The organism is Halomonas sp. YLGW01 (assembly GCF_014840935.1).
Lineage (GTDB): Bacteria > Pseudomonadota > Gammaproteobacteria > Pseudomonadales > Halomonadaceae > Onishia.
Genome location: NZ_CP062005.1, coordinates 2533828 through 2559897 on the forward strand (window position 1 = coordinate 2533828; position 26070 = coordinate 2559897).

Here is a 26070-nt window from a genome sequence, read left to right on the forward strand (position 1 = left end):
GGTCGAGTCGGCGTCCGTTGGCGGGCCATCCCGGGTAGACTGCCAGTCCCCGACCCTTCACAAGGAGTGAGCATGGCCCATCGCATCGCAGTACTCGCCGGCGACGGCATCGGCACCGAAGTCATGCCCGAGGGCGTGCGCGCTCTCGAGGCCGCCGCCGAGCGTTTCGGCATCGCTCTGGAACTCGAGCACTTCGATTTCGCCAGCTGCGACTACTACCTCGAACACGGTCAGATGCTGCCGGACGACTGGCACGCGACCCTCTCCCGGTTCGATGCCATCTTCTACGGTGCCATCGGCTGGCCGGCCAAGGTGCCCGATCACATTTCCCTGTGGGGCTCGCTGCTCAAGTTTCGCCGCGAGTTCGACCAATACGTCAACCTGCGCCCCTGCCGCCTGCTGCCGGGCATCGAGAGCCCGCTGGCCGGCCGCGCACCGGGCGATATCGACTTCTATGTCGTGCGCGAGAACACCGAGGGCGAGTACTCGAGCGTCGGCGGCACCATGTTCGAGGGCACCGACCGCGAGGTAGTGATCCAGGAAACGGTGATGACCCGCCACGGCGTCGATCGGGTGCTCAAGTACGCCTTCGAGCTAGCGCAGTCGCGGCCGAGGAAGAAGCTCACCTCGGCCACCAAGTCCAACGGCATCGCCATCACCATGCCCTGGTGGGACAGCCGGGTGGCGGCCATGGGTGAACGCTATCCCGAGGTCGATGTCGATCAGTTCCATATCGACATCCTGACCGCCAACTTCGTGCTGCATCCGGACTGGTTCGATGTGGTGGTGGCCAGCAACCTGTTCGGCGACATCCTCTCCGACCTGGGCCCGGCCTGCACCGGCACCATCGGCGTAGCGCCCTCCGCCAACATCAACCCGGAGGGCACCTTCCCGAGCCTCTTCGAGCCGGTGCACGGCAGCGCGCCGGATATCGCCGGGCGCGGCATCGCCAACCCCATCGGCCAGATCTGGTCCGGGGCCATGATGCTCGAACACCTGGGCTATCAGGAGGCCGCCGACGCCATCGTCGCCGCCTTCGAGGCCGTGCTCGCCGAGGGAGATAGCACGGTGCTGACGCCGGATCTCAAGGGCACCGGCTCGACCCAGGCGCTGGGCCAGGCCATCGCCGAGCGCATCGCCACCGGCTGAGGGCAAGCACAAGGGCGGGCCAGGACCCGCCGGCGGCCCTGGCACTGCATCATGAATCACTTATGATGAGGGCAGAGGTTCCGCCACCCAGGAGTCACCATGCCCCTTCGCCCGCTCGCCATCGCCCTGCCCCTCGTCGCCGGGGGGCTCCTCGCCGGCTGTACCGGCATCCCGGAAGGCACCCAGGCGGTCGAGGGCTTCACCCTCGACCGCTACCTGGGGCGCTGGTACGAGATCGCGCGTCTCGATCACAGCTTCGAGGAAGGGCTCGACTGCGTCACCGCCGACTACGCCCTGCGCGACGATGGCGGCGTCACGGTGATCAATTCGGGTATCAATCTCGAGACCGGCGAATCCAGCGTCGCCGAGGGCAAGGCCTACTTCATCGAGGAGCCGAACGTGGCTCGGCTCAAGGTCAGCTTCTTCGGCCCCTTCTATGGGGGCTACAACGTGCTGGCCCTCGACCCGGACTACCGGCACGCTCTGGTGGCCGGCCCCAACCGCGACTACCTGTGGATCCTCGCCCGCACCCCGACCCTCGCCCCCGCCACCTATCAGGCCCTGGTGGAGCGCGCCGCCGAGCTCGACTTCGCCGTCGATGCGCTGATCGAGGTCGAGCATGGCGAGGCCTGCCCGGCCCACTGAGAGCTCGTCAAAAGAGCCCGCCGAGAGAGCCCGTCAAAATAGCCCCTCAAAATAGCCCGACAAGTTTCAGGATCTCACCAGGCATTTTCATCAGCTCGACGTCCGCCCTTGCCGCCACTACACCGGATTCGGATGGTGGGAGCATCGTCCGTCTCACGACGGCCTCCAATGACAATAACCGGACCGCAGATGCCCATGCCCTTCATCCTCGCTTCGCCCTGCCGCCCGTTGCCAGGCCCGCTCGCGCGTTCCGCCGCCCGCGCTTCCGTCGGTGAATCCCATGCTCGCTGACTGGCTCGCTCAGCTGCTCGACGACGTTGCCCCGAATCGCGACCGCGGCCGCCTGCCCTTCGGTCACTATCGGCTGCACGGTCCCGGCATCCTCGAGCTGATCCCCAATGAAGCGCGACCCGGCGCCCGCGCCTGCGTGCTGTCGGCGGCAGTTCACGGCAACGAGACGGCGCCGGTGGAGCTCCTCGGCGAGCTGCTCGCACGGCTCGAGGCCGGGCTGATTCGCCTCGGCGCACCGGTGCTGGTGCTGATCGGCAATCCCCCGGCGCTGCGGGCCGGCGAGCGCTTCATCAGCACCAACCTGAACCGGCTGTTCCGCCGTGACCTCACGGACGCAGGCGACGAGCCCGACCGGGCCCGCACCCTGATGGCGGTGGTGGATGATTTCTTCGCCCGTCACGATGCGCACGCGCCCCTGCACTACGATCTGCACACGGCAATCCGCGACAGCCGCTACCCGCGCTTCGCGGTGGAGCCCTTTACCGAATCCGTGGTGACCGAACCCGCCCAGTGGCAGTGGCTGTCCCGGGCCGGCATCCAGGCGGTGCTCCATCAGCACTGCCATAGCTGGACCTTCTCGCATTACTCACGCCACTATCATGGTGCCCAGGCATTCACCCTGGAGCTCGGTCGTGTCGCCCCCTTCGGCGAGAATGACCTGGCGGCCCTGCGCCCCATGCGCGCCCTGCTCGAGGCCCTGCTCGAAGGCCAGGAACCGCCGGGCGCAGCGGCCGAGGCCATGAGCTTCTTCCGCGTCGAGCACGAGCTCAAGCGCCAGTCCGAGGACTTTTCGCTGTGCTTCGATGAAGCCACGCCGAACTTCTGTGAATTCGCCCCCGGCGAGCGGCTCGCCCACGACGCCGCGGCCGGCGATTACGTGGTCGAGCACCATCCACAGCGGGTGGTCTTCCCCAACGCCAGGGTCGAGATCGGCGCCCGGGCCGCCCTGCTGGTCATCGAGGTGGCTCCGCCCGTCTGAGTCCAGCGGGCGACCGGCAACACAGACACCACCACCCACAACCAGACGCCCGTCGGCGGCGGCCGACGGGCCATGAAGCAAGCGTCTGCAACAGGTCCAGACGACCTATCATTCATTAAAACAACAAGTTAGAGGAATTCACCATGGTGACCCGCCCCCGGCCGATCGACAATAGTCGTAGCGAACGAGCCAAGATCGATTCTGAAAGCCCGTGCACGGGCTGATAGAATCGCCCCTTTTTTCGCGCCAGCCACGATGATTCCCTGCCCTGCCGCCATCCCCGGCACGAGGCCCCCTGCACTGGAGCTCGAATCCATGGCCGCTACGCCTATTCCCCTGGAAGTACGCAACATCAAGAAACGCTTCGGTGATACCGAGGTACTGAAGGGCCTGTCGCTCCAGGCCCAGAAGGGCGATGTCATCACCCTGATCGGTGCCTCCGGCTCCGGCAAGAGCACCTTCCTGCGCTGCATGAACCTGCTCGAGCAGCCCGACGAGGGCGACCTGATCGTCCACGGTGAGGACATCCAGTTCAAGATGACCAAGCACGGTCGCGAACCGGCCGACTGGAAGCAGGTGGTCGGCATGCGCGCCAAGCTGTCGATGGTCTTCCAGAGCTTCAACCTCTGGGCCCACATGACGCTGCTCGAGAACATCATCGAGGCGCCGATCCATGTGCTCGGCAAGCCCCGCCAGGAGGCTATCGCCCACGCCCGGGAGCTCCTCGAGCGGGTCGGCCTCGCCGAGCGCGCCGACTACTACCCGGCCCAGATGTCCGGCGGCCAGCAGCAGCGCGGCGCCATCGCCCGGGCGCTGGCCATGGATCCGGAGGTGATGCTGTTCGACGAGCCGACCTCGGCGCTGGATCCGGAGCTGGTCGGCGACGTGCTCAAGGTCATGCGCGACCTCGCCAGGGAAGGCCGCACCATGATCGTGGTCACCCACGAGATGGCCTTCGCCCGCGATGTCTCCACCCAGGTGATCTACCTGCATCAGGGTCAGGTCGAAGAGGCCGGGCCGCCCGACGAGGTGCTCGGCAACCCCAAGTCCGAGCGCCTCAAGCAGTTCCTGGCGCCCAAGCACTGATGCGCCGCCTCGGGACAAGGAGACTCACATGATCGACCTGCATGGCTACGGCCCGCGCCTGTTCGAGGGCGCCATGATCACCCTCCAGCTGGGGGTGCTGTCGCTGATCCTCTCGGTGGTGCTCGGCCTGCTCACCGCCAGCGCCAAGATGTCGCGCAGTTGGGTGGCACACCGCATCGGCACCCTCTACACCACCATCATCCGCGGCGTGCCGGACCTGGTGCTAATGATGCTGCTGTTCTTCGGCGGCCAGATCGGCATCAACCAGGTCACCGACTGGCTCTACTACCAGTTCGAGATCGACATCTTCATCAACGTCAACGAGTTCGTGGCCGGCGTGGTGACCATCGGCCTGATCTTCGGCGCCTACATGGGCGAGACCTTCCGCGGCGCCTTCATGGCGGTGGACAACGGCCAGATCGAGGCCGGCCGCGCCTATGGCATGAGCAACTGGCTGGTGTTCCGGCGCATCCGCTTCCCGCTGATGATGCGCCACGCCCTGCCGGGCCTGTCGAACAACTGGATGGTATTGCTCAAGACCACCGCCCTGGTGTCGGTGATCGGACTGTCGGACATGGTGCGCGTGGCCGCCGAGGCCTCCAAGGCGACCCGCGAGCCCTTCACCTTCATGCTGATCGTCGCCGGCGTCTACCTGCTGATCGCCAGCGTCTCCGAATGGGGTTTCGCCCGGCTGCAGAAACGCTATGACGTCGGCTTCGGGGAGACCAAATGATGGAATCGCTCACGACCTGGATCGAAGGACTGCTGGCCGACAACACCATCTTCACCCTGCAGACCCTCTCCTACTACGGCGAAGGCCTGACGACCACCGTCCAGCTGGTGTTCCTGTCGCTGATCATCGGCCTGGTGCTGGCGGTGCCGCTGGCCATCGGCCGCGGCTCCCAGCATCGGTGGATCAAGCTGCCGATCTTCTTCTACTGCTATGTGTTCCGCGGCACGCCGCTGCTGGTACAGCTGTACCTGATCTATTACGGCGTGGTGTTCATCGAGGGCATTCAGGACACCTGGCTGTGGGTGCTGCTCGAGAAGCCCTTCGTGCCGGCGCTGATCGCCTTCACGCTCAACACCGCCGCCTACACCACCGAGATCTTCCGTGGCGCCATCAAGTCCACGCCCAAGGGCGAGATCGAGGCGGCCCGCGCCTATGGCATGTCCTGGTGGCTGATGATGCGGCGCATCGTGCTGCCCAGCGCCTTCCGTCGTGCCCTGCCGGCCTACGGCAACGAGGTGATCTTCATGTTGCATGCCAGCGCCATCGCCAGCGTGGTCACGATCATGGACCTGACCGGGGCGGCGCGCTTCGTCTATGCCCGCTTCTATGCGCCCTTCGATGCGTTCCTGTTCGTGGCGGCGATCTACCTGTGCCTGACCTTCGCCATCCTCTACCTGTTCCGCTATCTCGAGCGGCGCCTGCTCGCCCACCTTCGGCCCTCGAGTCAGTAAGGGCTTTACATCTAAGGCCTTAGCGTCAAACGTGCGTTGGGAAGCAGGGCAGTTTCTGCCCTGCTTCCCCCTTCCGGCCGCCCCCGGGGTGCGCTATCTTGGGCGGCGGACATCACCCACAAGGTGATTCACTACAATAACGGAGACATCCTCCATGAAGATCCAGACAGTTCTCGGTATCAGCCTGATCGGCGCCACCCTCTTTGCCGGCAGCGCCAACGCCGACGTCCGCGATATCCGCATCGGCGTCGACGTCCCCTACGAACCGATGGAATTCCGCACCCCCGATGGCGAGCTGACCGGCTTCGACATCGAACTGGGCAACGCGCTATGCGCCGAGATCGGCATCCAGTGTGAATGGGTCGTGCAGGGCTGGGACGGCATCATCCCGGGCCTGATGGCACGCAAGTACGACGCCATCATGTCGTCCATGACCATCAACGACGACCGTCGCAAGCAGGTGCTGTTCTCCGACCCGTACTTCACCCCGCCGTCCGCCTGGTTCGCCCCGAGCGCAAGCGACATCGAGATGCCTTACCCGCAGACCCTGGAAGGCAGCACCATCGGTGTGCAGCGCGGCACCCTGCAGGACAACTACGTGACCGATAACTTCGGCGACGTGGCCGACATCAACCGCTATGCCACCGCCGACGACATGGTGCTGGACATGGACGCCGGTCGTCTGGACATCGTCTTCCTCGACTTCCCGGTCGGCAAGGCCACGCTGATCGACAGCAACGCCGGCGACTACAAGGTCATCGGCGAGATGATCACCGAGCCCAAGGAATACTTCGGTGACGGCTTCGGCATCGCCTTCCGCCAGCGCGACGAAGACCTGGCTAACGCCTTCAATGAGGCCCTGTCTACCCTGAAGGACAACGGCACCTACGAGGACATCTACGGCGAATACTTCGGCGCCAAGTAAGCCGTCGCCCCGAGCGAGCCCCGCCTTGCGGGGCCCCGCAGGAGCATTCGCAACGCCGGCCCCGCGCCGGCGTTGTCGTATCCGGCCGTTTCCGCCCAGCTCACCCTGACTCAGTTCATCCCCGTTCAGGGCGCCCGCAGCACCCGGCGCACCAGCAAGGGCCCGATCAGCTCGAAGACCACGGTCGAGACCACCACCACGGCGATGATCAGCGGCCCCTCCTCGGGATAGCGCTCGGCCGCGAGCAGCGCCATACCCATCGCTACCCCCGCCTGGGGTGTCAGCGCCAGCCCGACGTCCCGGGGCAGGCCGGTCTCTCGGGAGCGCAACAGCCGGGTGCCCAGCCGTCCGCCCAGATAACGCCCCACCAGGCGCAGCAGCAGATAGGCCATCGTCAGGCCGATCGCCGTGCCGGCATAGGCGAGCTCCACGCTGGCCCCCGAGAGTACGAAGAAGAACACCAGGAAGGGCCACTCGATGTGCTCGATCTCGGCGAAGGAACGGGTGTGATGGGGCGACAGGTTGACGATCAGGCAGCCAGCTACCATGGCGCTGAGCAGCGCCGAGACATGGAAGTAGCTGGCCAGCCCGGCCATCAGCAGGATCAGCGCGATGGCCTCGGCCTGGGTGGGCTCACCGGGGCGCAATCGACCGGTCAGCCAGGCCCCCGGCAGGCCGATGCCGACACCCAGCAGCAGCGCGCCACCCAGCTCCCAGCCCGCCAGCAGCATGGCCTGCATGCCATCGCCGGCACCCAGCCAGCCGAGCAGGGCCATGGCCAGTCCGAAGATCAGAATGCCCCAGGCATCGTCGATGGCAACGATGCCCAGCAGGATGCGGGCGCTGAGCCGGGTGTCCCGAGCCTCGCGAATGGTCTCGGTGACGGCCGCCGGGTCGGTGGCCACCGAGATCGCCGCCAGCGACACGGCCACGGTCAGCGGGAACCCCAGCGCCGCCAGCCCCAGCCCCACCGCCGTGGCGCCGACGCCGATCACGGCAAGCGACATCACCAGGATCACGGGACCAAGGGCGCGCAGCCGCTCGACGGTCAGCTCCCCGCCCAGCAGGAAGGCCACCATCACCAGGGCGAAATGGATCAACGGCTCACCGAGCTCGCCAAGTGGCGGCGCATAGGGCTCGCCCCACATCCCCTGGCGCACGACCGCCACCGCGAGTCCCACCATCACCAGCAGCGAGATGCGCGGCAGCCGAGTGTGGCGCGCCACCACATCGGCGAGGATGCTCGAGCTGAGAATGATCCCGAGAATGATCAAGCTCTGGGTGCCAGGCATCATCTCGGCCAAGAGCCAGTCCGCGTAGATTGCCTCCATGCTCACGAGTCCTCAGGTGTGGGTGGGACGCCAACCATCATGAGGGCCGGGATTGGCCCGACGCTCGACTTGAGGATACCCTTTGAGATCATGATGGCGACAGGCAAGGTGTCGTTACCGCAGACAATCCGGCCGACACCCGCCCCGCCACGCACGAGGAGGCGCCCCATGCCCCACCTGATGTTCGTCTACGGCACCCTGAAACGCGGCTTCGTGAACCACGCCGCCCATCTGGCCAAGGCCGAGTTTGTCGACCGGGGCACGACCTGCGACGCCTATCCGCTGGTGCTACACGGCGAGGACTATCGGCCCGTGCTGGTCGAGGTGAAGGGACGGGGCCACCGGGTCACGGGGGAGCTCTACCGGGTCGACGAGCGAACCCTCGACGCCCTCGACCACCTGCAACGCATCAATGACCACGACGGCTACCGGCGGCGACGGCTGGCGATCAGCGACAGTCAGGGGAATACCTGCGGCGCCTGGGTCTACATGAAGCCCTGTGCCTGGGTCGAGGATGTGCGCAGCGATCCGATGGCGTGCTTCGACGACGATCGTCACCGTGCCTGAGCGGCCCGGCAGGGGCCACGAGCGATACCGCACCCCCAGGCGCTCACCCTCGGGCGAGGCGCTGATGTCTCACTGGACCGGCTGGGGGCAGTGGCTGGCGCTGATCACCATGACCCTCGACCACGTCGTCCGCTACCTGCTGCCCGACAACTGGGACGCAGGCTGGCTCAGCGCCTCGCTCGGCCGCATCGCCTTCCCGCTGTTCTCCGCCATGGTCGCCTGGCACGGCCTCTTCAATACCCGAAGTCCCCTGCGCTACGCACGGCGCATCCTGATCATCGGCCTGATCGCCCAGCTGCCCTACCTGACCATGCCTCGGGACGGCTTCCAGCTGAATATCTGCTTCACCCTGGCGGCGGGACTGGCCGCCGGCAGCGTGATGCGCGATATGTGGATGCATCAGCGGGCACCGGGCGGCCCCTCGATGCCTGCGGGCCTGATGGTCGCGAGCCTCGCGATGCTGTTGCTCAGCTGGTGGGTGCTGGGGTCCTGGGTCGAGTACGGTCACCTGGGCCTGGCCATGATCCCGCTGTACATGCTGGCCTTCTCAGCAGTGCGTGAGTCGGCCCGTGAGGCGGTGCCGGCTAGCCCTTCGAAAAGCCTGCCGGACGCAGCGGTGTCGATCGCCTCCGCCCTGCCGGTGCTGGTCACCGCCGGCCTGATGAACAGCTCGACGATGGCCAAGGCCTTCACGGTCGCGACCAGCCTGGCCGTGGTGATGCTGGCCACCGGGGCCGGGCGCCAGGTGCCCAGGGTCCCCGTCCCGATGCCGAGGCGGCTATGGCTCGCCTGGTACCCCGGGCACTTCGCGGCGATCGCGCTGCTCCTGCACTGGCCGCGCTAGCCAGTCCCCCGCCAGACACGCGGACCTCCTCCGCCGTGCTGCCGAGCGCCGAACCATCTGCTCGAACTCAGGGCTCAGGCGCTACCGAAGTAGCGCTCGCGATCCTCGGGGGTGATATCGCTGATATGTAGCGGGTAGTGCGCGTCGACCCGGTCGCTGAAGAAATGGTGCAGGGTGCGCTCGATGGTCGGGAAGGCCAGCTCGTCCCAGGGCACCTCATGCTCCTCGAACAGCGCCACCTCGAGGCTCTCGGGGCCGGCATCGAAGCCGCCGGCGAGATCCGCACGAAAGATCATGAACACCTGATCGATGTGCGGCAGATTGATCATGGTGTAGAGATCGTGGATCTCGACCTCGGCGCAGGCCTCCTCGCGGGTCTCCCGGGCCGCCGCTTCGACAGTGGTCTCGGCGTTCTCCATGAAGCCCGCCGGCAGCGTCCAGTAGCCCTTGCGCGGGGCGATGGCGCGTCGGCACAGCAGTACCCTGCTGCCGCTCACCGGCAGGGTGCCAGCGACGATACGCGGGTTCTGGTAGTGGATGGTACCGCAGGCATCGCAGAGGAAGCGCGGGCGATCATCGCCCTTGGGAATGGCAAAACGGACATTTTGCCCGCACTGGCTGCAGAAATTCATGACGGTCCTCACGCGGCCTGTGGGATGCCCACTTGACGCTCTGACGGGGGCTGGGTACAAGGGAAGAAACCCTGTGGAAGGCCCATGTTAGAGAAACTTCGCGATCGCCTGCAAGCACATGTCCCGCAACGGCTGACCCTCAAGCTGCCCCGCGCCGCGGTGCTGTTGCCGATCGTGGATCGCCCCGAACCGACCCTGTTGTTCACCCGTCGCGCGGACCACCTCAAGCAGCATGGCGGCCAGGTCGCCTTCCCCGGCGGCAAGTGGGAGCAGGGCGACGATGACCTGCTGGACACCGCCCTGCGCGAGGCCGAGGAAGAGATCGCCCTGCCCCCCGAGCGGGTGCAGCTGCTGGGCCGGCTCAGCGACGTGATCTCGCTGCACGGCATCCGCGTCACCCCCTATGTGGGGCTGATTCCCGCCGATCTGCCGCTGGTCCCGGAGCTCGGTGAGCTGGACGCCATCTTCGAGGTGCCGCTGTCGCACTTCCTCGATGACAAGCGCACTCATACCGACGTGATTCGTGTCGATGGCCGCGACTACTATGTTCCCAGCTACCGGGTGCCCGGCGATCGAATGCCCGGCGACCACGACTCAGGCGAGAGCCTGAACGCCCTGATGGCGGACGGCGAGGCCCGCCGCCCACGGGACGACGACCATGTGATCTGGGGCCTGTCGGCGATGATGCTGGTGGACCTGCTGGCCGAGGGCTTCGCGATGCCGATCAGCCTGTTCGAGCGCCCACCGGGCAAGCTATGCTACCGGCCCGAACGTCGTCTGAGTGCCCCATGATCTCCGCTTCCCCCCTGCTCGACCCGACCGCCCTGACCGGACTCGTCGATGGCCTGGTCGAACACGGCTGGTGCGTCGCCGAGGGCTTCATCGATCCCGCTCTGTGCCTGGCCCTGCAGCGCGAGCTTGCTGACCTGGCCCAGCGCGACGCCCTGCGCGCCGCCGGCATCGGCCGCGGCGACGCCCACGAGCTGCGCCGCGACATCCGCGGAGACGCCATCCACTGGCTTAACCGGGAGAGCCTGCCCCAGCGCCAGTACCTGGCCGCCATGGACACCCTGCAGCACGCCCTGAACATCGAGCTCTATCTGGGGCTCTTCGAGTTCGAGGCCCATTTCGCCCATTACCCGCCGGGCAGCTTCTACCAGAAGCACGTCGACAGCTTCCGTGGCCGCGCCAACCGGGTCGTCTCGACGGTGCTCTACCTGAACCCCGACTGGCCCGCCGACGGCGGCGGTGAGATGGCCATCTTCGATCCCGCCGCGCCCGAGCGTGAGCTTGCGCGCATTCGCCCCACGGCCGGCACCTTCGTCTGCTTTCTCTCGGAGACGGTGCCCCATGAGGTGCTGCCGACGCGGTTGCCGCGGGCGAGCATCGCCGGCTGGTTCCGCCGCAACGCCTCCCTCAACGGCCTGGTCGACCCGGCCCGCTGATTGGCTTTCGGGCAACCGGGGCCAGCCTCATACTGCGTAGTCGATGACCCGCCGGTCGCACCGAATCGCGGCCATGAACGGCATCAGCGCCTTGTGTTCAGGATGCTGCTGGTAGGCCTCCAAGGCCTCGAGGCAGGCGAACGTCGCCACCAGCGAGAGATCCGCCGAGCTGTCCGTGTGCAGCAGGTCGATGCCGACCTCCAGGCTCAGCAGCCCCTCGATGCGGCCGTTCAGCGCCTCCAGCTGACGCTTCGCTTGCACGGCATTCTCGGCCCTGGAGCGGCCCTCGGCCTGCTCATGCAGGGTCCATAGCACGATATGCTTGATCATGGGGTGTCCTTGTCGATCGAGTGTGTCGGAATCGAGTGAGTTGGAAATCGGCACGCGCCGGTCACGCCGCCAGGCGCTCGCTGAGCAGCCGATGCCGCGCCGTCAATCCATGGAACAGCCGCTCGCGCAGCCAGGCATGGCCGGCGTCGGCGTGGTGGCGTTCATGCCAGACCAGCCAGTAGGAAAAGGTCGGCACCGCGAGGGGCAAGGCGCGTACCGCGAGAGCCCAATGATCGATCACGCTGGCGGCCAGGCAGCCCGGCACGCACAGCAGCAGATCGCTGTGCTGGGTGGTGGAGAAGCTCGCCAGGAAGTGCGGCTGGCGCAGGCTGACGCGACGCCAAAGTCCCGCGCGTTCCAGCGCCAGGTCCACCGCGCCTCGATCATCGCCGCCCATGCTGACCAGCTGGTGATCGGCGGCCAGGAAGTCGTCCAGCGTGAGCGTTGGCGTCGCCGCCAGCGGATGGTCCTCGCGCATCACACACACGAAGCGATCGCCGCCGATCTCGCGGCCATGCACGCTCGCGGGCACCCGCTCGCCGGGCACGCTGATCGCCAGTTCCGGGCCGCCTTCGTCCAGCTGGCGTTCGATGTTGCCGCGATAGCTCTCGACCTCCAGCCGCAGATGCGGCGCCTCCTCCTTCAGGGCACGCCACTGGGGCGCCAGGAAGGCATGCATGCCGTAGTCGGTGCTGGCCAGGCTGAAGCGCCTGGTGGTGCTGGCCGGATCGAAGGTCGGCGGCGCCAGCAGCGCGCCCAGCTCCTGCAGCAATCTCGCCAGCGGCGGGCCCAGCGCCTCGGCACGGGCGGTGGGACGCAGGCCGCGATGAGTGCGCACGAAGAGAGGATCATCGAAGGCCTGACGCAGCTTGGCAAGGGTCCGCGAGACGGCCGGCTGGCTCAGGTTGAGTCGCTCGGCGGCTCGCGACACGCTCTTCGAGTCGAGCAGCGCATGCAGGGTGACCAGCGCATTCAGGTCATGGCGGGCGAGGTCGGCGAGATGCATGGGGACTCCGTGACGGCGTGGGGACGACGCCCCGGGCTTCAAGGGCGAATCATATCACCAAATCGAATAGTGCAATTAAGCCACATGCATTGGATTGATATGACCAACCTGTTCTAGTCTGGGGCCATTCGTCGGGGTCACCCCGGTCATCCCGCCTCCCTGGTTCAGGAGTTTCCCATGCAAGCACGCTACATCACCATCAATGCCCATTCGCAACGCGGCACGCCGGCCCGCGAACTGTTCGAACTGCACGCGACCGAGCTGCCGGCACTGGCCGACGGCGAGGTCCGGGTGCGCAACACCTGGCTCTCGGTGGACCCCTACATGCGCGGCCGCATGACCGGCGTCACCACCTACATCGAGCCCTTCACGGTCGGCGAACCGCTGCAGGGCGCCGCGGTGGGAGAGGTGATCGAGTCCCGCGACCCGAGCTTCCCGGTTGGCGCCAAGGTGCGTCACATGGCGGGCTGGCGCGACATCGCTCAGCTGCCGGGCAACCAGCTCGAGCCGCTGCCCGCCTTCGAGGTGCCGGAGCAGGCCTATCTCGGGGTGCTCGGCATGCCGGGCATGACCGCCTGGACCGGCCTCAACCGCATCGCCGAGATGAAGGAGGCCGATAACGTGCTGGTCAGCGGTGCCGCGGGCGCGGTGGGCTCGCTCGCCGTTCAGCTGGCCAAGGCCAAGGGCGGTACCGTGGTCGGCATCGCCGGCTCCCAGGAGAAGCTCGACTGGCTGGAGTCACAGGGCGTCAAGGCGGTCAGCTACAAGGGCAAGGACGCCGCCCAGCTGACCGAGGCGCTCAAGGAAGCCTGCCCGGAGGGCTTCGATGTCTACTACGAGAACGTCGGCGGCATCTGCCTGGAAGCCGCGCTCAACACCCTCAAGGTCGGCGCGCGCATCGCGGTCTGCGGCATGATCGCCCGCTACAACGAGGACACCCCGAGCGCCGGGCCGGGCAACCTGGCGATGATCCTGATTCGCCGGGCGCGCATGGAAGGCTTCATCGTCTTCGATCACTGGGCCCATTACCCCGAGTTCCTCGAGGCGGTCGGCCCGCAGGTCGAGAGCGGCCAGATCGACTATGAGGAGACCGTCGAAGAAGGCCTGGAGCGCACCCCGGAGGCCTTCCTCAAGCTCTTCGAAGGCGCCAACCGCGGCAAGATGCTGGTCAGGCTGTAAGCACTCACGGTTACCGTACGGCTGAAAGACCACCGGCCGGGCCCTTCAGGGTCCGGCCGGTTCTTTATGCACGCTGTTAGCGACAGGCGGATAAACAGGCCGAAGAGATCAGGCCTTCTTGACGAACTCGGACTTGAGCTTCATCGGACCGAGGCCGTCGACCTTGCAGTCGATGTCGTGATCGCCGTCGATCAGACGGATGTTCTTGACCTTGGTGCCGACCTTGACCACGGAGGACGAGCCCTTGACCTTGAGATCCTTGATCACCGTCACGCTGTCACCATCTTCGAGCACATTGCCGTTGGCATCGCGATAGACCGGCGCATCATCGCTGGCATCGGTCGAGGCCTCCTGCGCCCACTCGTGGCCGCAGCCCGGGCACACGAACATGGCGCCGTCCTGGTAGGTGTAGTCGGCTGCACAAGACGGGCAGTGGGGCAGATCGCTCATGGTTCGGTCCTGATCAAGAGGCGTGAAAGGGCGCGGCACGTCGCCGGGCGCCACGAAGGTCGGCAAGCCTACCCGGTTTGACGCCGCCTCTCCACCGACGGACATCCACGACGGGGCGGGGAGCGATGTCGGGGATGGCCGCGGCAGCGGGCTTTTGCAGGATGGCGCCAGGCTTCTCATAATGAGTTCAATGCCCTGCACGGCCCCTGGCCCATCGCTCGGACCACCGTGCTGTTCCCACCCAACCGCGAGGCGCCTGTTGATCTCCTCATTGCTGCACGCAACGAAAAAGCTGCTTCGCCTGTTCACGCGGCCGATGAAGAGCGACAAGGGCCGTGGCGGCGTCATCGTGCAACCCTATCGCGGCTATGGCTCCCACAAGGAAGCCTTCGTCATGGGGCGGGTGTTTCGTCAGCCGGGCACGGGCCGGCAGTGGGTGGAAGGCGGCACCACCCGGGACCTGGTCGATGTCGCCCGGCGGGTGATACGCCATGGGGTGCGCGATGCACGGGTCATCATGCGGCTGGGCGACGCCCAGACCATCGTGCGTTCCGACCGCGATGGCTACTTCTACGCCCACATCGACATCAACCATTCCCTGCCCACCGACCGGGTCTGGCATACGGCAAGCCTCGAGGTCATCTCGGAGAAGGACGCCATCAGCACCACTACCGAGGTCTACATTCCCCCCGCCGACACCGACCTGATCGTGATCAGCGATATCGACGACACCGTGATGTACACCGGGGTCGCCAACAAGCTCACCATGCTCTATCGGCTGTTCATGGAGAAGGCACAGCGTCGCACCGCCTTTCCCGGGGTCGCGGCCTTCTACCAAGCCCTGCATGGCGGCGTCGAGGGCGATCGCCAGCGTCCGATGCTCTATGTCTCGCGGGGCCCCTGGTGCCTGTATGAGATGCTCGATCTGTTCTTCAACCTCAACCGGATTCCGGTCGGGCCCATCCTCTTCCTGCGGGAATGGGGGCTGCGCCTGTCACGCCCCTGGCCGCGCCGGGCCGAGGATCACAAGTCCGGCGTGATCCGCAACATGCTCGGCCTCTACGCCGACCTGCCGTTCATCCTGATCGGCGACAGCGGCCAGCGAGACCCCGAGATCTATACCCAGATCGTCAAGCGTTATCCCGAGCGGGTGCGAGCCATCTACATCCGCAAGGTGGACAAGGACCCGAAGCGCGATGCCGCCATCGAGCGGCTGGCGGCCGAGGTCAGTCATACCGGCTGCCAACTGGTACTGGCCCACAGCAGCCTCCACATGGCCGAGCACGCCCGGATGCACGGCTACATCTCCGCCGAGGGGCTCGAGGCCGTGCGCGAGGCGCAATGAGCCCCCACTAAATGAGCCCTGCTATTTATTAGTGCCTGGCGCGATGGAAGGCGGTGCTCAGATCGGGGGACATGGTCGGACAGAGCCGCCCCAGCCCCCAGGCCAGGGCGATACCCAACAGCGTGAGGCCGACCGGCAACCAGCCGAACGCCACGCCGGAGGCGGTGTACATGGTCAGGAAGAACACGGCCATGACGCCGCCGCCGAGCATGCGCCCCGCCTTCACGCCCGCGATCGCGATGCTCGCCAGCACCCCGAGACAGGGGATCAGCACGCTGAACAGGTGGATCATGAGGCCCCGGGCGCTTTCGTCGACGCCGGGCAACACTCCGCGTGCCACGCCTTCCCAGGCCAGCAGATAGACGATCACGGGGGCGGCGAAGGCGCCGAGCAGGCGAAGCAGGGTGCGGGGAGTCTCGTTGCCATCGGGCGTAGGCGGTTGAGGCGTCGACATGAGAAGCGTCCTGAATAAAGAGGCGTGATTCGAAGGCCGCCATTGAACCATCGACATCCGCTCGTTGCACGAGGCCTCCACGGCAGGCTGCCGAGCTCCCCGGCGCCGCGCCATAGGACAATCCGCCGCAGGCCGATGCGCTTGCCGGTTCAACGCCCTTCTCAATAGAATGCGCGACATGAAAACGTCACGCCCCTTCCTGCTCATGATCCTCATTCCCGTGATCGGCACCCTGGCCCTCGCAGGGCTCATCTTCGGTGGTCAGGCCATGTCGGATAGTGGTGTGGACGGTGAGATCAAGCGGGCACTGGCCGCCGAGCTTGGTACCTCGGAAGACATCGACCTTCAGCATCTGCAGGACGTGCAGTACGGCTATGGCATCTGTGGCGCCTACAAGGCCGCCGACGGCGACGGCTACGCGTCCTTCTACTACGCGACCACCAGCGATCGTCTGACGCTGGACGTCAACTCCCGTGAATACACGGATAACTGCGGTCTGTCGGCCATCTGCTGATCGCCGCCTGCGGGCGTCATCCCACACGTCCTTCCCGAATGGAGAGCACCGAGATGGCCAACACGCCAGGCAGGACCCTCAAGAACTGCTCCTGGGCAGTCGGCCTGCTGATGCTGCTACTGTGCGGCGGCACGGCCCATGCCGAGGACCTGTCCCTCGAGCATCCGCGGCTTCGCCTGCTGCCGGGAGACATGCCTGGAGCCGGCTACTTCCTGCTCCACAACCGCAGCGAGGCGCCCGTGACGCTGATCGGCGCCCGGACCGATGCCTTCCGGCATACCGAGCTGCACATGAGCATGGAGACAGACGGCATGGCCCACATGCATGAGGTGCAAAGCCTCGAGGTGGCGGCCGGTGACAGCCTCGCATTGGCGCCCAAGGGCTATCACCTAATGTTCATGAAGCGTGTCGATCCGCTGACCGTCGGGGATGAGGTCGAGGTCGAGCTGCTCTTCGAGGACCGTCCGCCATTGCCGGCGACCTTCCAGGTCGTCTCTCCCATCGCCATGCACTGAACGCCGACAGGAAGGTCATGATGCGCAACTGGCTCCTCCCGATCCTGGTCTCGCTGTCGCTGGCGGGCTGCAGCGATCCCAACTGGCACGCCACGGACATCTCCGAGGTCATGCCCGCCCTCGACCTGAGCCTGGTGAACGAGGACGGCAAACCGGTCGAGGAAGACGATTTCCTCGGCACCACCACCCTGCTCTATTTCGGCTATACCCACTGCCCGGATGTCTGCCCGACCTCCCTCGCCCGGCTGACGGCCGCCATCAAGAAGCTCGATGAGCCAGACCGCGACGACGTCCAGGTGCTGTTCGTCTCGGTGGACCCTGAGCGCGACACGCCGGCGGTGCTCAAGCGCTATACCGATGTGTTCGGGCCGCAGTTCATCGGCCTGACCGGCACCACCGCGCAACTCCATGCCCTGACCAATCGCTACCGGATCAGCTACAGCTACGGGGAAGAAGACGCCAACGGCAACTACGACGTCTCGCACTCCAGCGGCATCTTCGCCTTCGACAGCGAGGGCCAGGCCCGCCTGCTGATGCGCGACAGCGACCCCATCGACACGCTGGTCAGCGATATCCGACGCCTGATCGCACAGGGGTAGGCGCAACCTTGGCCCAAGGATGAACGACGCTGCCATCCTTTTTGCCGACGATCCCCCCAGGGTGGCAAAAAACGGCAGTGGCATCGCCGCCACTGCCGAGCTGTCTAATAATATCCATCAGCCTTTCAAACTAGATTCTGTCGCGAGTTCTCGCCTCTGCCTCCGAGCCGGTGCTTTGGTCGACCTCGCCTTCCCCTGGGGCGGCGTCGCCCGTACTCTGCCTGCCCTGCCGACAAGGATGCCGAATGTCTCCCACCGATACACTGCGCATGATCCTGCTCTCCACCCTATGGGGCATGTCGTTCATCTTCATGCGGGTGGCGGTGCCGGAATTCGGCCCGGTGTCCTTGATCCTGGTGCGCATGGGGGTGGGCGCCCTGCTGCTGATGCCACTGTTGCTGGGGGCGGGCTACCTGCGCCTGGTGTGGGAGAACAAGGGACGCCTGTTGCTGCTGGGACTGGTGAGCCATGTGCTGCCGTTCTCCCTGCTGGCCCTGGCGACCACCCGGCTGGAGGCAGGCTTCACCTCATTGATCAACGCCACCACACCGATCTTCACCGCCCTGCTGGGTGCGCTGTTCTTCACCACACCGGTGCAGCGCCAGCAGTACCTGGGGCTCGCCCTGGCCTTCTTGGGTGTCTATGTGCTGTCGGCCAATCGGCTGGATTTCGCCCTGGGCGGGGACGGCTGGTTCATCCTCTCGGCCCTCGGCGCCACCTTCTGCTATGGGGTGGCCGGCAACTATTCGAAGACCCATCTGGCACACCTGCCCGTGCGCGTGCTGGCGGCGGGCAGCACCGCCATGTCGTCGCTGCTGCTGCTGATTCCCGGCCTGCTGCTGTGGCCGGCCGAGCCGATCGGCGCCGTGGCCTGGGGCAACGGCCTGGCGCTGGCGACGTTCAGCACCGCCCTGGCCTTTCTGCTCTTCTTCGGCCTGTTGTCGAGTGCCGGCGCCACCGCGACCTCGACGGTCACCTTCCTGGTGCCGGTGAGTGCGCTGCTGTGGGGCTATCTACTGCTCGGCGAGGCACTCGATCTGCAGATACTCGCCGGCATGGCGATTACCCTGATCGGTACCGCCATCGCCACGCGCATGATCCGGTGGGAACGACTGACCACCCTCCTCAAGCCATGACGGTCGGGACCATGGCGTGAAAAAACGGCCACCGCAAAAATGAACGGCCGTGGTGCGATCACCACGGCCGTGAACTGCTAGTTACTCATTAGGCGCCGCTCAGAAGCTCGGCTTGCGCTTCTCGAGGAAGGCGCTCATGCCTTCCCGCTGTTCACTGCCGGCGAAGCCCAGCGCGAACAGGCTGGTCTCCAGCGCCAGGGCGCTGTCGAGATCCTGATCCATGCCGTCGTGCACGGCCTGCTTGGCGCTGCGAACCGCCTGGGGACCGTTGCCGGCGAGCTGCTTGGCGAGGGTCGTGGCGTAGGCCTCGAGCTCGGCCTGGGGCATCACCTGATTGACCAGGCCAATGCGCAGGGCCTCCTCGGCATCGATCTTGCGCCCGGTGGTGACCAGATCCAGCGCCATGGCGGGACCGACCCGACGCGGTAGGCGCTGGGTGCCACCGAAGCCCGGAATCACGCCGAGCAGCACCTCGGGCTGACCGAAGACGGCGTTGTCGCTGGCCACCGCCCAGTCGCAGGCCAGCGCCAGCTCGCAGCCGCCGCCCAGGCAGAAGCCGTTGACCAGCGCCACCACCGGCACCGGCAGGCGCTCCAGGCGCTTGATGGTGGTCAGCGCCTGGCTGGCGAAGGCGCGAGCCTCCTCCGGGGTCTTGTCGCGCATCTCGGCAATGTCGGCCCCGGCCACGAAGGCCTTCTCGCCCTCGCCGGTGATCAGCACCGCCCGCAGGTCGTCGCGCTCCTCCAGATCGTCGAGCACGCCGGCGAGCTCGCGCAGCAGTGCCGAATTCAGGGCGTTCAAGGCCTTGGGGCGGTTGAGGGTCAGGCGGGCAATGCCGGCCTCGATGGCCAGGTGGATCGGTGCGTCGTGCATGATGACTCCTGTGCGGTGAGACTCGCCCCCGGTCGTCGAGGGCCGATGCCTCCCAACCTAGCAAGCGCTCGGTTGGCAGACGATCCCACCTTTGGCGGGCGGGTGGAAATAACCAGAGGCTGGCAAGCGGGGCGGTTTCACTCGTAGACGTGGAAACCGCGGCCGCTCTTGCGGCCCAGGTAGCCCGCCGCCACCATCCGCTTGAGCAGCGGGCAGGGACGGTACTTGGGATCGCCGAAGCCGTCCTGCAGCACCTCCATGATGGCAAGACAGACATCCAGACCGATCAGATCGGCGAGCTTCAGCGGGCCCATGGGGTGCGCGGCGCCGAGCTGCATGGCCGCATCGATGGCCTCGGGGCTGGCGGCGCCCTCCTGCACCAGGAAGGCGGCCTCGTTGATCATCGGCACCAGCAGGCGGTTGACGGCGAAGCCCGGGGAATCGGCGATGGCGACCGGGGTCTTGCCCAGCGCCTCGGTGAGTTGCTCGATCTTGGCGACGGTGGCGTCACTGGTCTGTTCGGCACGAATCACCTCGACCAGCCCCAGCACCGGCACCGGGTTGAAGAAGTGCATGCCCACCACCCGTTCGGGGCGCTCGCACACCGCCGCGAGACGCGTCAGCGACAGCGAGGAGGTATTCGAGGCGAGAATGGCCTCATGGTTCAGATGGCTCAGCTCGCCAAAGAGCTTCTCCTTGAGTGCCGGGTCTTCCGGGGCGGCCTCGATGATCACCTCGCGATCGCGCAGGCTATCGAGGCTGGTGGTCAGGGTGAGGCGTCCAAGCGCCGACTCACGATCCTCGTCGCGCAACTTGTCCTTGTCGACCAGCCGGGTCAGGCCCTTGCCGATCTTCTCGCGGGCGCTTGCCAGGGCATCGTCGCTGACGTCGAACAACGCGACCTGATGATGACTGGTGATCAGCACCTGGGCGATGCCCTGGCCCATGGTGCCGGCGCCGACGACGCCGATGCGGGTGATACTCATGCTGAGGGTCTCCATGATCCCGCCACGGCTGGCAGCGGCTGCCGCCCGCGGCGCTAAAAGAAGGGAGTCGGCGAGCCTCGCCCGCCGCCCGGTCGTCTCTAGCCTACCTCGCCTGAAAGAATGCTGCAGGTGCTCAGTGGTCGATACCGACCAGGGCGAGGCTATCGATGCCCGCCTCGATCACCGCGCGGTTGGCGCGACCCACGGGCAGCCAGTGGCGCAGGGCGAAGTCGGCACTTACCAACTTGTCACGATAGAAGGCCCAATCGTCGGTGCCTGCGGCGAGGGCGTCCTGAGCCACCAACGCGGCCTGCCCCATCTGCCAGGCACACAGCACATGGCCGGCCAGCTGCAGGAAGGGGGTGGCATAGGCCTGGACGGCATCCGTCCCCTGGTCGGCATCCCGGCCAGCCGCGAGCACCACTGCCTTGGCGGCCCTCAGGTCCATGGCCCCCCCCCTCAGGGCAACCCCCTGGGCGGTCAGTTCGGGGGTATCGGCGAGGCGCGCGGCGGTGGCCACGACCTCGTCGATCAGGGCGTCGAGGGCGGCGCCATCGTCCCGGGCCAGCTTGCGCCCAGCGAGGTCCAGGGCCTGGATGCCGTTGGTGCCCTCGTAGATGGGGGCGATGCGGGCGTCGCGCCACAGCTGGGCGGCACCGGTTTCCTCCACGTAGCCCATGCCACCATGCACCTGAATGCCCAGCGAGGCGATATCCACGGCCTGGTCGGTGGAGAACGCCTTGACCACCGGAATCAGCAGGTCCACCCGCGACTGAGCGGCCTCGCGGGTCGCGGCGTCGCCATGATGACGGGCGCGGTCCATCTGCGCCGCACAATAGAGCGCCAGGGCGCGCAGGGCATCGGTGCGCGCCCGCATCGAGCGCAGCATGCGGCGCACGTCGAAGTGATCGATGATAGCGGTCGACTCGCCGCCACGAACCCCGGGCGCACGGCCCTGGCGGCGCTCAGCGGCGTAGGCCAGGGCCTGCTGGGTGGCCCGTTCGGCGACGCCGATGCCTTGGATGCCGACCTTGTGGCGGGCCTCGTTCATCATCGTGAACATGTGGTTGAGCCCGCGCCCAAGCTCTCCGACCCGATAGCCGATGGCGCCCTCGCCTTCGCCGAAGATCAGGGTACAGGTGGGCGAGCCGTGGATGCCGAGCTTGTGCTCGATCGAGGCGCAGATGACGTCGTTGCGTGCGCCCAGGGTGCCATCCTCCTCGACCAGGAACTTGGGCACCAGGAACAGCGAGATGCCCTTGTTGCCCTCAGGCGCGTCCGGGGTGCGCGCCAGCACCAGATGGAGGATGTTCTCGGCGGCCTCGTGCTCGCCCCAGGTGATGTAGATCTTCTGGCCGTGCAGGCGATAGTGCTCGCCCTCGTTTTCGGCGCAGGGGATGGCCCGGGTGCGCACCCGGGATAGGTCCGAGCCGGCCTGGGGCTCGGTGAGGTTCATGGTGCCGGTCCAGCTGCCGTCGATCAGCTTGGGCAGAAAGCGGGCCTTGAGGTCATCGCTACCGTGATGCGAAAGCGCCTCGATGGCGCCGGCGGTGAGCATCGGACACAGGCCAAGCGCCATGTTGGCGCCGTGCAGCATTTCCTGGACGGCACTCGCTGCCACCTCGGGCAGGCCCTGGCCGCCCTCGGCCTCGGCCACGACGATGCCGTTCCAGCCACCCTCGGCATAGGCCTGATAGGCCTCGATGAAGCCGTCGGGCACCGTCACGCTCCCATCCGGCTGGCGGCGACAGCCCTGGCGGTCGCCGGAGAGATTGAGCGGCGCCCAGACCTCAGCCGCCAGCCGGGCGGCCTCTTCCAGCACGGCGTCGAGCAGCTCGGGGCTGGTGTCCTCGAAGCCCGGCAGGGCGAGGGAGGCGTGCTCGAGGAGTTCCTCGAGCACGAAGCGGGTGTCGCGCAACGGAGCGTGATAGGGCGTCATCGCGGGCATCTCTTTGGAGAAAGGTTCTCCGCGATAGTAGGTGGGCGGCCGCGGCCCGAGCCATTAGGCGAAAGCCGCAGCGACTGACGCTTGCGTCACCGCGCGATCGCCGCGGCCCCGTGCCGAGCCTGCTCGGCGTCGTCGGGCGTGTCACTTGTCTCTTCATGAGAGACGTCTTGAGGCTCGCGTTGGAGCTCACCCTGCGGGCCTGCATCGTCGTAGTAGGCGATATGTGCCTCATCGGCCGGCGGCGGGCCGACGATAGGCTCGGCGACGGGCACGTCAGGCACCGCTGCGGATAGATCCTCGAGGTACTCGTGCTCGACGGCCCCCTGGACCAGCGCGTCGGTGACCCCCAGCTCCGCCCCCGCCAGGGTCTGGGTCTGGGTGGCCACGAAGGGTGCCATCGGCAGCGGCGCCGGGCGCACGCTGCGACGCCAGACGAAGAAGCCGACCAGCCCCAGCCCCATGGCGCCCATCGACCAGAACAGGCCACCATCGCCGAGCGCCGCCATCACCGGGGTGATCAGCGGCGGGCTGACCGTGGACCCCAGGGCATTGATCAGCAGAAGGCCCTGGCTCATGCGCACCAGGGCGCCGGCCGGGGCCCGGTCGGCGGCATGACTGACTGCGACCGGGTACAGCGAGAAGACCCCGCCGCCGAGCAGGAACAAGAGCCCGGCCACCAGCCACGGGTCGCCCGGCACCAGCAGCAGCGCCATCGACAGCCCCGCCGTACAGGCGCCGATGATGATCAGCACCAGCTGGCGATCGTGCTTGTCCGACCAGCGTCCGATCGGGTACTGCAGCAGCATGGCCCCGAGCACCACCACCGCCATCATCTGGCCGACCTGAGCGACCCCCAGGCCGCTGCGCTGCAGGTAAAGCGGCAGCAGGCTATAGACCGCCGCCACCACCAGCCCCGAGCCGAAGCAGCCCATCACCCCGGTGGGCGTCAGGGTGACCAGGCGCAGCGGCGACAGGGGCTCGGCCTGCTCGATCAGCGGCGAGACCCGCGGAATCATCGCCATCGGCAGCACCGACAGCGAGGCCAGCATGCCGACCACCATGAAGGGCGCCGCATCGCTCATGGCATTGGTCGCCCCGAGCAGCAGCTGGCCGAGTACCCCGGCGGCGTAAAGGGCGATCATGTACATGGCCAGCAGGCGCCCCCGCACCTTGGTGTCGGCACCGGCCAGCAGCCAGCTCTCGATGACCAGATAGACGCCCACGGTGGCCCAGCCACCGATCAGGCGCAGCACGAACCAGCCGACCGGATCGAGCCACAGGCCCTGCAGCAGCACGGTAACCGCCACCAACGAGGCGAAGCAGCCATAGGCGCGGATATGGCCGATGCGCAGCAGCAGGCGATCGTTGAACAGCGCCCCCAGCGCCAGGCCGATGAAATAGGCCGACGACACCCAGCCGATCACCACGGCAGACTCTCCCGCCGCATCCAGGCGCAGGGTGATCAGGGTGGCCAGGAAGCCATTGCCGATGCAGAGGATGAACAGCCCTAGCAGGGGCGCCAGAGCCATGGACAACAATTGCCGGGACATGAAGCATGCCTCGCATCTACGAGAGGGAACACCGCCACTCCGGGCGGATGGGGCGCGATATCCATCCTGCAGGCAGGAAACGTCCTGCCACCTCACCCGCAGGCTAGAAGCCACCCGCCGCCGACGCAATGCGGGCAATCGCGCGGCGAATATACGCTCGCCCCGTCCCATCGCCAAGCGCTATTTACGCCCCGTTCATGCACGATCACGACACCTTAGCCACACGCTTAGCTGTGCGACTGAGAGGAACGCCTGAGCAGAACGACATCGCGCCCGGGAAAGACCACGTCCATGTCGAGTCGCTTGGCCAGCCAGTGAAAGCTCGCTTCGCTGAAGAAGCACACATGGGTAGGGTCGAGAATGTAGTGCCAGCTCGCGAAGGCGTCGCGGCTGGTGACGCGCTTGGTCATCAGTCCCAGCCAGCCCCCGGGGCGCAGCAGGCCGGCCAGACGGGTGATTTCGGCGCCGGGTGCGGCCATGTGCTCGACGACCTCGGTGGCGGTGATGAAGTCATAGGTGCGTGACAGCGGCGTCGGGTCGGGAGCGAAGTAGGGGTCATAGATCGCCATCGGATGCCCCGCCTCCTCGAACATCACCGAGAGGGTCGGTCCCGGGCCACTGCCGACATCCAGCCCCTCGGCGCCGGGCGCCAGCCGCGCGAGCAGAGGCGCCTGTAGCCGAGACAGGAAGCGCCGGTAGCCGGCGTCCTCGGGGGAGTTCTGGTGCTGGTCGTAGACGGCACGCTCGGCGTCGGCGTCCAGGTGCTGATGAGGCGGCACGAAGACCAGCGCACAGACCCGGCACTGCAGATAGTCGCGACGCGCATCCCGGTGGTAGGGCTCCGCATCGGGGGCGTCGCACAGCGGGCAGGACAGGGGCTGGGTCATCGTCGTATGCTCATGGAAATTTTCGCCGCCAAGCCTACCCTGTTCGTTCCGGCGGCCCAAGGAGGAACCCCATGCTGTCAGCTCTGGATCATCTGGTGATCTACGTCGATGACCTGCCCCGCGCGGTGGACTTCTACAGCCGGGTGCTGGGCATGGACGCCAAGGAGCAGGACGCCGGCCACGCCGACCTGCATCTGGGCACCCTGACCCTGCGCCTGCAACACCCCGATAGCCCGGCCACGCCCAGGGCGGCGGCCCCCGCCATCGGTGGCATGGAACTGTCCTTCTCAAGCCGCCTGCCGCTCGATGAGGTCGAGCGCCACCTGGCCGCCCTTTCCGTCCCGGTGGAGCTGGGTCCGGTGGCACGCGAAGGCGGCAAGGGCCCGGTGGACTCGCTCTACCTGCGTGACCCGGAAGGCAACCTGCTGGAGATCAACCGCCCGCGGCGATGATGGCAACGCTGGCCTTGGCGGGTATCATGTTGCCAAGGCTCGCTTTTTCACCCTGATTCACCCCTGACCGTTTCGCTCAAGGACGATGTCATGCCCCAGACCCCCGCACCCGAGACACCGCCCCAGACACCATCCGAGACGCCCCCCGCGCCTCGAGGAACAGACACCACCATGGCCATGGTGGTCTATGGCCTCTTCCTGGCCGGCATGGTGATCGGCTTCACGCCGCTGATCGGCGTGGTGATCGCCTACGTCTACCGTGGCAAGGGGCCGGACTGGCTCGAGGCGCACTACCGCTACCAGATCCGCACCTTCTGGATCGGCCTGCTCTACGGCATCATTGCCACCGCCCTGGCCCTGGTGGTGATCGGCGTGCCGCTGCTGATCGCCCTGGCGGTATGGATGATCATCCGCTGCGTGAAGGGCTTCAAGGGCCTGCAGGAGCAGCGCGCGCCGAGCAACGTCACCACCTGGCTGGTCTGATCCGC

Annotated in this window: 30 protein-coding genes; 19 read left to right on the forward strand and 11 right to left on the reverse strand. The window is 66.7% G+C overall.

The features are described from left to right. Window positions 1-72 precede the first annotated feature (72 nt). The 7 genes from IEJ03_RS11620 (at window position 73) to IEJ03_RS11650 (ending at window position 6539) form a co-directional block, all read left to right on the forward strand. The gene (locus IEJ03_RS11620) at window positions 73-1149 is read left to right on the forward strand and encodes a tartrate dehydrogenase (RefSeq protein ID WP_192035015.1); all 1077 of its coding nucleotides are present in this window, start codon (window positions 73-75) and stop codon (window positions 1147-1149) included. A gap of 99 nt (window positions 1150-1248) precedes the next feature. Beyond that, a complete protein-coding gene (locus IEJ03_RS11625; RefSeq protein ID WP_192035016.1) occupies window positions 1249-1794 on the forward strand; it encodes a lipocalin family protein in 546 nt (181 codons plus the stop codon). Between the two features lie 280 nt (window positions 1795-2074). Continuing rightward, a complete protein-coding gene (locus IEJ03_RS11630; protein WP_192035017.1) occupies window positions 2075-3064 on the forward strand; it encodes a succinylglutamate desuccinylase in 990 nt (329 codons plus the stop codon). Between the two features lie 315 nt (window positions 3065-3379). After that, window positions 3380-4150, forward strand: a complete 771-nt coding sequence (locus IEJ03_RS11635) for an ATP-binding cassette domain-containing protein (protein WP_192035018.1) — start codon at window positions 3380-3382, stop codon at window positions 4148-4150. A gap of 28 nt (window positions 4151-4178) precedes the next feature. Continuing rightward, on the forward strand, window positions 4179-4883 hold the full coding sequence (locus IEJ03_RS11640) for an ABC transporter permease (protein WP_192035019.1): 705 nt from the start codon (window positions 4179-4181) through the stop codon (window positions 4881-4883). Then, the gene (locus IEJ03_RS11645) at window positions 4883-5614 is read left to right on the forward strand and encodes an ABC transporter permease (protein WP_192037294.1); all 732 of its coding nucleotides are present in this window, start codon (window positions 4883-4885) and stop codon (window positions 5612-5614) included. Before IEJ03_RS11640 ends, IEJ03_RS11645 begins: the two co-directional genes overlap by 1 nt. 160 nt (window positions 5615-5774) lie before the next feature. After that, window positions 5775-6539 (forward strand): transporter substrate-binding domain-containing protein, encoded by a 765-nt coding sequence (locus IEJ03_RS11650; protein ID WP_192037295.1) that lies wholly within the window; start codon window positions 5775-5777, stop codon window positions 6537-6539. Window positions 6540-6664: 125 nt separating this feature from the next. Here the strand turns inward: IEJ03_RS11650 and IEJ03_RS11655 are convergent, their stop codons facing one another. After that, on the reverse strand, window positions 6665-7870 hold the full coding sequence (locus IEJ03_RS11655) for a cation:proton antiporter (protein WP_192035020.1): 1206 nt from the start codon (window positions 7868-7870) through the stop codon (window positions 6665-6667). Between the two features lie 168 nt (window positions 7871-8038). Here IEJ03_RS11655 and IEJ03_RS11660 point away from each other — a divergent pair, with 168 nt between their 5' ends. Together IEJ03_RS11660 and IEJ03_RS11665 are read left to right on the forward strand one after the other, a co-directional pair. Beyond that, window positions 8039-8437: a gamma-glutamylcyclotransferase family protein gene (locus tag IEJ03_RS11660; protein ID WP_192035021.1), complete on the forward strand. Its 399-nt coding sequence runs from the start codon at window positions 8039-8041 to the stop codon at window positions 8435-8437. Between the two features lie 64 nt (window positions 8438-8501). Next, window positions 8502-9281: a TraX family protein gene (locus IEJ03_RS11665; protein ID WP_192035022.1), complete on the forward strand. Its 780-nt coding sequence runs from the start codon at window positions 8502-8504 to the stop codon at window positions 9279-9281. Window positions 9282-9355: 74 nt separating this feature from the next. Here IEJ03_RS11665 and IEJ03_RS11670 read toward each other — a convergent pair whose 3' ends face one another. Beyond that, a complete protein-coding gene (locus IEJ03_RS11670) occupies window positions 9356-9913 on the reverse strand; it encodes an NUDIX hydrolase (RefSeq protein ID WP_192035023.1) in 558 nt (185 codons plus the stop codon). A gap of 84 nt (window positions 9914-9997) precedes the next feature. Between IEJ03_RS11670 and IEJ03_RS11675 the strand changes: the two genes are divergently transcribed. Then, window positions 9998-10705 (forward strand): CoA pyrophosphatase, encoded by a 708-nt coding sequence (locus IEJ03_RS11675; protein WP_192035024.1) that lies wholly within the window; start codon window positions 9998-10000, stop codon window positions 10703-10705. After that, on the forward strand, window positions 10702-11358 hold the full coding sequence (locus IEJ03_RS11680; RefSeq protein ID WP_192035025.1) for a 2OG-Fe(II) oxygenase: 657 nt from the start codon (window positions 10702-10704) through the stop codon (window positions 11356-11358). The genes IEJ03_RS11675 and IEJ03_RS11680 overlap by 4 nt, the downstream gene beginning before the upstream one ends. 27 nt (window positions 11359-11385) lie before the next feature. On the opposite strand, the gene IEJ03_RS11685 is transcribed toward IEJ03_RS11680, so the two are convergent. Continuing rightward, window positions 11386-11688 (reverse strand): Dabb family protein, encoded by a 303-nt coding sequence (locus IEJ03_RS11685; protein WP_192035026.1) that lies wholly within the window; start codon window positions 11686-11688, stop codon window positions 11386-11388. 61 nt (window positions 11689-11749) lie between these two features. Further along, a complete protein-coding gene (locus IEJ03_RS11690) occupies window positions 11750-12694 on the reverse strand; it encodes a LysR family transcriptional regulator (RefSeq protein ID WP_192035027.1) in 945 nt (314 codons plus the stop codon). A 177-nt stretch (window positions 12695-12871) separates the two neighbouring features. On the opposite strand from IEJ03_RS11690, the gene IEJ03_RS11695 reads away from it, so the two are divergent. Next, entirely contained in the window at window positions 12872-13873 is a 1002-nt protein-coding gene (locus tag IEJ03_RS11695) for an NADP-dependent oxidoreductase (RefSeq protein ID WP_192035028.1), read from the forward strand. Between the two features lie 108 nt (window positions 13874-13981). Here IEJ03_RS11695 and IEJ03_RS11700 read toward each other — a convergent pair whose 3' ends face one another. Then, window positions 13982-14323, reverse strand: a complete 342-nt coding sequence (locus IEJ03_RS11700; RefSeq protein WP_192035029.1) for a zinc ribbon domain-containing protein YjdM — start codon at window positions 14321-14323, stop codon at window positions 13982-13984. 259 nt (window positions 14324-14582) lie between these two features. Between IEJ03_RS11700 and IEJ03_RS11705 the strand changes: the two genes are divergently transcribed. Beyond that, window positions 14583-15668, forward strand: coding sequence for a phosphatase domain-containing protein (locus IEJ03_RS11705; protein ID WP_347400979.1), 1086 nt, complete (start codon window positions 14583-14585; stop codon window positions 15666-15668). Window positions 15669-15696: 28 nt separating this feature from the next. Here the strand turns inward: IEJ03_RS11705 and IEJ03_RS11710 are convergent, their stop codons facing one another. Continuing rightward, the gene (locus IEJ03_RS11710) at window positions 15697-16122 is read right to left on the reverse strand and encodes a hypothetical protein (protein ID WP_192035030.1); all 426 of its coding nucleotides are present in this window, start codon (window positions 16120-16122) and stop codon (window positions 15697-15699) included. A gap of 178 nt (window positions 16123-16300) precedes the next feature. Here IEJ03_RS11710 and IEJ03_RS11715 point away from each other — a divergent pair, with 178 nt between their 5' ends. The 4 genes from IEJ03_RS11715 to IEJ03_RS11730 all read left to right on the forward strand — a co-directional run bounded on the left by IEJ03_RS11715 (window position 16301) and on the right by IEJ03_RS11730 (window position 18886). Then, window positions 16301-16636 carry a hypothetical protein gene (locus IEJ03_RS11715; RefSeq protein WP_192035031.1) on the forward strand — a complete coding sequence of 112 codons (336 nt, stop codon included), beginning with the start codon at window positions 16301-16303 and terminating at the stop codon, window positions 16634-16636. A gap of 53 nt (window positions 16637-16689) precedes the next feature. Beyond that, complete coding sequence (locus tag IEJ03_RS11720; RefSeq protein ID WP_192035032.1) at window positions 16690-17151, forward strand: copper chaperone PCu(A)C; 462 nt, start codon at window positions 16690-16692, stop codon at window positions 17149-17151. Between the two features lie 20 nt (window positions 17152-17171). Further along, window positions 17172-17750, forward strand: coding sequence for an SCO family protein (locus tag IEJ03_RS11725; protein WP_192035033.1), 579 nt, complete (start codon window positions 17172-17174; stop codon window positions 17748-17750). A 245-nt stretch (window positions 17751-17995) separates the two neighbouring features. Beyond that, window positions 17996-18886: a DMT family transporter gene (locus tag IEJ03_RS11730; protein WP_192035034.1), complete on the forward strand. Its 891-nt coding sequence runs from the start codon at window positions 17996-17998 to the stop codon at window positions 18884-18886. 99 nt (window positions 18887-18985) lie between these two features. Here IEJ03_RS11730 and IEJ03_RS11735 read toward each other — a convergent pair whose 3' ends face one another. From IEJ03_RS11735 to IEJ03_RS11755, 5 genes are all read right to left on the reverse strand, one after another. Beyond that, on the reverse strand, window positions 18986-19759 hold the full coding sequence (locus IEJ03_RS11735) for an enoyl-CoA hydratase-related protein (RefSeq protein ID WP_192035035.1): 774 nt from the start codon (window positions 19757-19759) through the stop codon (window positions 18986-18988). Window positions 19760-19896: 137 nt separating this feature from the next. Next, window positions 19897-20745: a 3-hydroxybutyryl-CoA dehydrogenase gene (locus tag IEJ03_RS11740; RefSeq protein ID WP_192035036.1), complete on the reverse strand. Its 849-nt coding sequence runs from the start codon at window positions 20743-20745 to the stop codon at window positions 19897-19899. A 133-nt stretch (window positions 20746-20878) separates the two neighbouring features. Then, complete coding sequence (locus IEJ03_RS11745) at window positions 20879-22684, reverse strand: acyl-CoA dehydrogenase family protein (protein WP_192035037.1); 1806 nt, start codon at window positions 22682-22684, stop codon at window positions 20879-20881. 95 nt (window positions 22685-22779) lie between these two features. After that, a complete protein-coding gene (locus tag IEJ03_RS11750) occupies window positions 22780-24243 on the reverse strand; it encodes an MFS transporter (RefSeq protein WP_192035038.1) in 1464 nt (487 codons plus the stop codon). Window positions 24244-24470: 227 nt separating this feature from the next. Beyond that, entirely contained in the window at window positions 24471-25130 is a 660-nt protein-coding gene (locus IEJ03_RS11755) for a class I SAM-dependent methyltransferase (RefSeq protein ID WP_192035039.1), read from the reverse strand. Window positions 25131-25201: 71 nt separating this feature from the next. Here IEJ03_RS11755 and IEJ03_RS11760 point away from each other — a divergent pair, with 71 nt between their 5' ends. Together IEJ03_RS11760 and IEJ03_RS11765 are read left to right on the forward strand one after the other, a co-directional pair. Then, entirely contained in the window at window positions 25202-25582 is a 381-nt protein-coding gene (locus IEJ03_RS11760; protein WP_192035040.1) for a VOC family protein, read from the forward strand. A 90-nt stretch (window positions 25583-25672) separates the two neighbouring features. Next, window positions 25673-26065 (forward strand): DUF4870 domain-containing protein, encoded by a 393-nt coding sequence (locus IEJ03_RS11765; RefSeq protein WP_192035041.1) that lies wholly within the window; start codon window positions 25673-25675, stop codon window positions 26063-26065. Window positions 26066-26070: the final 5 nt, after the last annotated feature.

Bases quoted from the DNA above. Each gene is read 5' to 3' on its own strand.
- IEJ03_RS11620 (WP_192035015.1), top strand. From the start codon at position 73: ATGGCCCATCGCATCGCAGTACTCGCCGGCGACGGCATCGGCACCGAA.
- IEJ03_RS11625 (WP_192035016.1), top strand. From the start codon at position 1,249: ATGCCCCTTCGCCCGCTCGCCATCGCCCTGCCCCTCGTCGCCGGGGGG.
- IEJ03_RS11630 (WP_192035017.1), top strand. From the start codon at position 2,075: ATGCTCGCTGACTGGCTCGCTCAGCTGCTCGACGACGTTGCCCCGAAT.
- IEJ03_RS11635 (WP_192035018.1), top strand. From the start codon at position 3,380: ATGGCCGCTACGCCTATTCCCCTGGAAGTACGCAACATCAAGAAACGC.
- IEJ03_RS11640 (WP_192035019.1), top strand. From the start codon at position 4,179: ATGATCGACCTGCATGGCTACGGCCCGCGCCTGTTCGAGGGCGCCATG.
- IEJ03_RS11645 (WP_192037294.1), top strand. From the start codon at position 4,883: ATGGAATCGCTCACGACCTGGATCGAAGGACTGCTGGCCGACAACACC.
- IEJ03_RS11655 (WP_192035020.1), bottom strand. From the start codon at position 7,870: ATGGAGGCAATCTACGCGGACTGGCTCTTGGCCGAGATGATGCCTGGC.
- IEJ03_RS11660 (WP_192035021.1), top strand. From the start codon at position 8,039: ATGCCCCACCTGATGTTCGTCTACGGCACCCTGAAACGCGGCTTCGTG.
- IEJ03_RS11665 (WP_192035022.1), top strand. From the start codon at position 8,502: ATGTCTCACTGGACCGGCTGGGGGCAGTGGCTGGCGCTGATCACCATG.
- IEJ03_RS11670 (WP_192035023.1), bottom strand. From the start codon at position 9,913: ATGAATTTCTGCAGCCAGTGCGGGCAAAATGTCCGTTTTGCCATTCCC.
- IEJ03_RS11675 (WP_192035024.1), top strand. From the start codon at position 9,998: ATGTTAGAGAAACTTCGCGATCGCCTGCAAGCACATGTCCCGCAACGG.
- IEJ03_RS11680 (WP_192035025.1), top strand. From the start codon at position 10,702: ATGATCTCCGCTTCCCCCCTGCTCGACCCGACCGCCCTGACCGGACTC.
- IEJ03_RS11685 (WP_192035026.1), bottom strand. From the start codon at position 11,688: ATGATCAAGCATATCGTGCTATGGACCCTGCATGAGCAGGCCGAGGGC.
- IEJ03_RS11690 (WP_192035027.1), bottom strand. From the start codon at position 12,694: ATGCATCTCGCCGACCTCGCCCGCCATGACCTGAATGCGCTGGTCACC.
- IEJ03_RS11695 (WP_192035028.1), top strand. From the start codon at position 12,872: ATGCAAGCACGCTACATCACCATCAATGCCCATTCGCAACGCGGCACG.
- IEJ03_RS11700 (WP_192035029.1), bottom strand. From the start codon at position 14,323: ATGAGCGATCTGCCCCACTGCCCGTCTTGTGCAGCCGACTACACCTAC.
- IEJ03_RS11710 (WP_192035030.1), bottom strand. From the start codon at position 16,122: ATGTCGACGCCTCAACCGCCTACGCCCGATGGCAACGAGACTCCCCGC.
- IEJ03_RS11715 (WP_192035031.1), top strand. From the start codon at position 16,301: ATGAAAACGTCACGCCCCTTCCTGCTCATGATCCTCATTCCCGTGATC.
- IEJ03_RS11720 (WP_192035032.1), top strand. From the start codon at position 16,690: ATGGCCAACACGCCAGGCAGGACCCTCAAGAACTGCTCCTGGGCAGTC.
- IEJ03_RS11725 (WP_192035033.1), top strand. From the start codon at position 17,172: ATGCGCAACTGGCTCCTCCCGATCCTGGTCTCGCTGTCGCTGGCGGGC.
- IEJ03_RS11730 (WP_192035034.1), top strand. From the start codon at position 17,996: ATGTCTCCCACCGATACACTGCGCATGATCCTGCTCTCCACCCTATGG.
- IEJ03_RS11735 (WP_192035035.1), bottom strand. From the start codon at position 19,759: ATGCACGACGCACCGATCCACCTGGCCATCGAGGCCGGCATTGCCCGC.
- IEJ03_RS11740 (WP_192035036.1), bottom strand. From the start codon at position 20,745: ATGAGTATCACCCGCATCGGCGTCGTCGGCGCCGGCACCATGGGCCAG.
- IEJ03_RS11745 (WP_192035037.1), bottom strand. From the start codon at position 22,684: ATGACGCCCTATCACGCTCCGTTGCGCGACACCCGCTTCGTGCTCGAG.
- IEJ03_RS11750 (WP_192035038.1), bottom strand. From the start codon at position 24,243: ATGTCCCGGCAATTGTTGTCCATGGCTCTGGCGCCCCTGCTAGGGCTG.
- IEJ03_RS11755 (WP_192035039.1), bottom strand. From the start codon at position 25,130: ATGACCCAGCCCCTGTCCTGCCCGCTGTGCGACGCCCCCGATGCGGAG.
- IEJ03_RS11760 (WP_192035040.1), top strand. From the start codon at position 25,202: ATGCTGTCAGCTCTGGATCATCTGGTGATCTACGTCGATGACCTGCCC.
- IEJ03_RS11765 (WP_192035041.1), top strand. From the start codon at position 25,673: ATGCCCCAGACCCCCGCACCCGAGACACCGCCCCAGACACCATCCGAG.